Origin of the sequence: Micromonospora sp. D75 (assembly GCF_018070405.1) — a bacterium.
GTDB lineage: Bacteria > Actinomycetota > Actinomycetes > Mycobacteriales > Micromonosporaceae > Micromonospora > Micromonospora chalcea.
In genome coordinates, this window is record NZ_JAGPXV010000689.1 from 1 (window position 1) to 2,951 (window position 2,951).

Annotated in this window: 3 protein-coding genes and 1 pseudogene; 2 read left to right on the forward strand and 2 right to left on the reverse strand. The window is 72.3% G+C overall.

Annotated features, from left to right (window positions below; genetic code table 11):
* Window positions 1-235: pseudogene (locus KBX39_RS27690) on the reverse strand (hypothetical protein); the annotation flags it as partial.
* A complete protein-coding gene (locus KBX39_RS27695) occupies window positions 232-951 on the reverse strand; it encodes a class II aldolase/adducin family protein (protein ID WP_051610994.1) in 720 nt (239 codons plus the stop codon). The gene KBX39_RS27695 and the pseudogene KBX39_RS27690, both read right to left, overlap by 4 nt.
* Window positions 952-1,177: 226 nt before the next feature.
* Between KBX39_RS27695 and KBX39_RS33615 the strand changes: the two genes are divergently transcribed.
* Window positions 1,178-1,891, forward strand: a complete 714-nt coding sequence (locus KBX39_RS33615; protein ID WP_210873311.1) for a Clp protease N-terminal domain-containing protein — start codon at window positions 1,178-1,180, stop codon at window positions 1,889-1,891.
* Between the two features lie 243 nt (window positions 1,892-2,134).
* Window positions 2,135-2,951, forward strand: an 817-nt coding sequence (locus tag KBX39_RS27705) for a cellulose-binding protein (protein ID WP_247660676.1), incomplete at its 3' end; no start/stop codon positions are given.

The following is a 2,951-nucleotide window of genomic DNA, read 5'->3' on the forward strand; positions in this document are numbered from 1 at the left end:
GGTCGGAGGTCTCGGTGTCGACCTCGACCTTGAGGCCGTGCTTGGCGAAGATGCCGCGCTCCTGGGCCAGGTAGATGGGCGCGAGGTGGCCCAGCGGCGACGAGGCGAGCCGGACGGTGGTGAGGCCGTCGGCGCTCGCCGCGGCGGGCTCGTCGTTCCCGCCGCAGGCGGCGAGCGACGTGGTGAGCAGGACGGCGGCGAGGGCGCCGGCGATCCGGCGGCTACGGGTGGTCATGCGGTCGGCTCCTCAAAGCGCAGGCGCAGGTCGAGGTCGTGGACGTGGTCGGGGAACGGCGCCGGGCCGCCGAGCGGCTCGGCGCCGATGCTGGAGACGGCCGCCTCCTCGATCGCCACGACGAGGCTCGCGGCGTGCCGGGCGGAGTCGCCGGCGACGAGCAGGCCGTGGTTGCCGAGCAGGATCGCGTACGTGCGGGGGTGCGCCGCGAACGTCTCGGCGATCGACCGCACCGCCTCCTCGGTGCCGCGTGGCGCCCACGGCGCGACCGGGATGTCGACGGGCTGGCCGTGCACCAGCAGGGCCTCGTACCGGGCCGGCAGCGACACGCCGGCGAGGGCGTAGCTGGTGGCGTACGGCGAATGGGTGTGGATGACGGCGTTGACGTCGGGCCGGGCCTGGTAGACGCCGATGTGCATCTTCAGGATCGCGGCCACCGACGGGCTGGGCGTTCCCTCGTGGACGGTCCCGTCGAGGCCGACCACGACGACGTCGTCGTTGACGGTGCGCAGCGCGGGCGCCGCGACCCGCAGGTCGTCGGCGGGCCACGGGCGCAGCAGTTCCCCGGCGTTGACGAGGAGGCGGTCGTCGTGGCCGGGGATCCGGACGCTGATGTTGCCGTGTCCGCTGGCCGACATGGCCGAGGCGGCGAAGAGCTTGTTGATGCCGGCGGTCAGGTCGACGCGGGCTTTCTGGACAGGGTCGTGCTGAGTCATGGCGTGTCGGGCCTTAAGGAGTCGGCCGTGCCCAGGAGGGCACGACGAGGCGACGTGTGCGAAGCGAGCCGGTGGGGCTCAGCGGCGACAGAGCGCGCTGGAGGTACGGCCCTGGTCGAGGGCTCGTCGGGTGGTCAGCAGCGCGGGCATAACCCTACTATAACCCTAGGGAATGTAGGCGATCAAGGGGTGCCCGGCCCGGCCCCCGCGTGACAGGATCGGTCAGGTGCCCAAGGTCAACGTTTATCTACCCGACGCCCTCGCCGACCGCGTCCGAGACGCCCGGCTGCCGGTCTCCCGGATCTGCCAGACCGCGCTGACCCAGGCGCTGGACGGCGCCGTGGGCGCGACTCACGAGACACCCACCACCCGGGCGCTGCCCGCCGGGCTCACCCTGACCCCGCCCGCCAACCACCACGTGGCGGCGATCCTGCACCAGGCGTACGCCCTCGCGTCCGCCTCCGGCGCGGGCACGGTGGAGCCGGTCCACCTGCTGCGGGCCTTTCTCGACGAGGGCGAGAGCCTGGTGCTGAACACCGTCGAACTGCTCGGCTTCCCCGCCGCCACGATCCGCGCGGCCCTGGGCGAGGCCCCCGCCGCCGCAGCGACGCCCAGCGAGCCGGCCACATCACCGGCCACCCGGGCGGTGCTGGCGGCCGCCGCCGAGCAGGCCACCGCGCACGCCTCGGCCGTCACCACCGGCAGCCACCTGCTGCTCGGGCTGCTGCGCGACGACGGCGAGGCGGGCGCCGCGCTGCGCCGCACCGGAGTGAGCGCCGTCGTCACGCCCGCCGCGCTCTCCGCCCTCTACTACGGCGTCGCGTTCGGGCGGATGCTGCCCGGACGCGACGCCGACACGACGGTCCTGCGCGTGATGATGCACGACGTCCTCGACCGCCTCGACCGGCTGCAGAAGCGGCTCGACGCGACGGACGCCTGACGCGCGGCGCAGAGGACGGTCGCCACTGATCGCGCCGGGGCCTCGCCTCAGGCCCCCGACCAGCGCGAAGTCGCGTCCACACAGCGGACGTTACATTGACACTTTTCGTTACGCCGGTGATAGTAACCGCACACCGACACCACCAAGGGCGCCTACGCGTCAGTCGCTGGAGGACCCATGAGAAGGAGATCGAGAATCTACGCGGGACTGGCCGCCGCCGTCGTTTCGGCCGCCTCTGTGACCATGACGTTCGGCGCGGCGCCCGCGGGCGCCGCGATCGGCGGCTCCGGCCCCTACCCCGCCGACTACGAAACCTCGTCCACCCTGGCCAACCACACCATCTTCCGGCCCCAGACCCTCCCGTCCGAACGCCTTCCCATCCTGGTCTGGGGCAACGGCGCGTGCTCGGCCAACGGCCTGTCCCAGGGCAACTTCCTCCGCGAGATCGCCTCCCACGGCTTCCTCGCCATCGCCAACGGCGCGCCGAACGGCTCCGGCTCCACGAACGCCCAGATGCTCACCCAGTCCATCGACTGGGCGGTGGCGGAGAACTCCCGGTCGGGCAGCAAGTACTTCAACCGGCTGGACACCACAAAGATCGCCGTGGCCGGCTTCTCCTGCGGCGGCGTGGAGGCGTACGCCGTCTCCAACGACCCGCGCGTCACCACGACCGGCATCTTCAGCAGCGGGCTGCTGAACGACGCCGACGACTACCAGCTGCGCCGGCTGACCAAACCCATCGCGTACTTCATCGGCGGGCCCAGCGACATCGCCTACCCCAACGCCATGGACGACTGGGGCAAGCTGCCGTCCGGGCTGCCCGCGTTCATGGGCAACCTGAACGTCGGTCACGGCGGCACCTACGACCAGCCCAACGGCGGCGAGTTCGGCCGGGTGGCGGTGCTCTACCTGAAGTGGCGCCTGAAGGGCGACGTGGGCGCCGGGGCCAACTTCGTCGGCCCGGACTGCGGCCTGTGCCGCACCCAGTGGACGGTCCAGCAGAAGAACCTGACGCTCGACCCGCCGCCCACCACCACGCCACCCCCCACCACCCCACCCC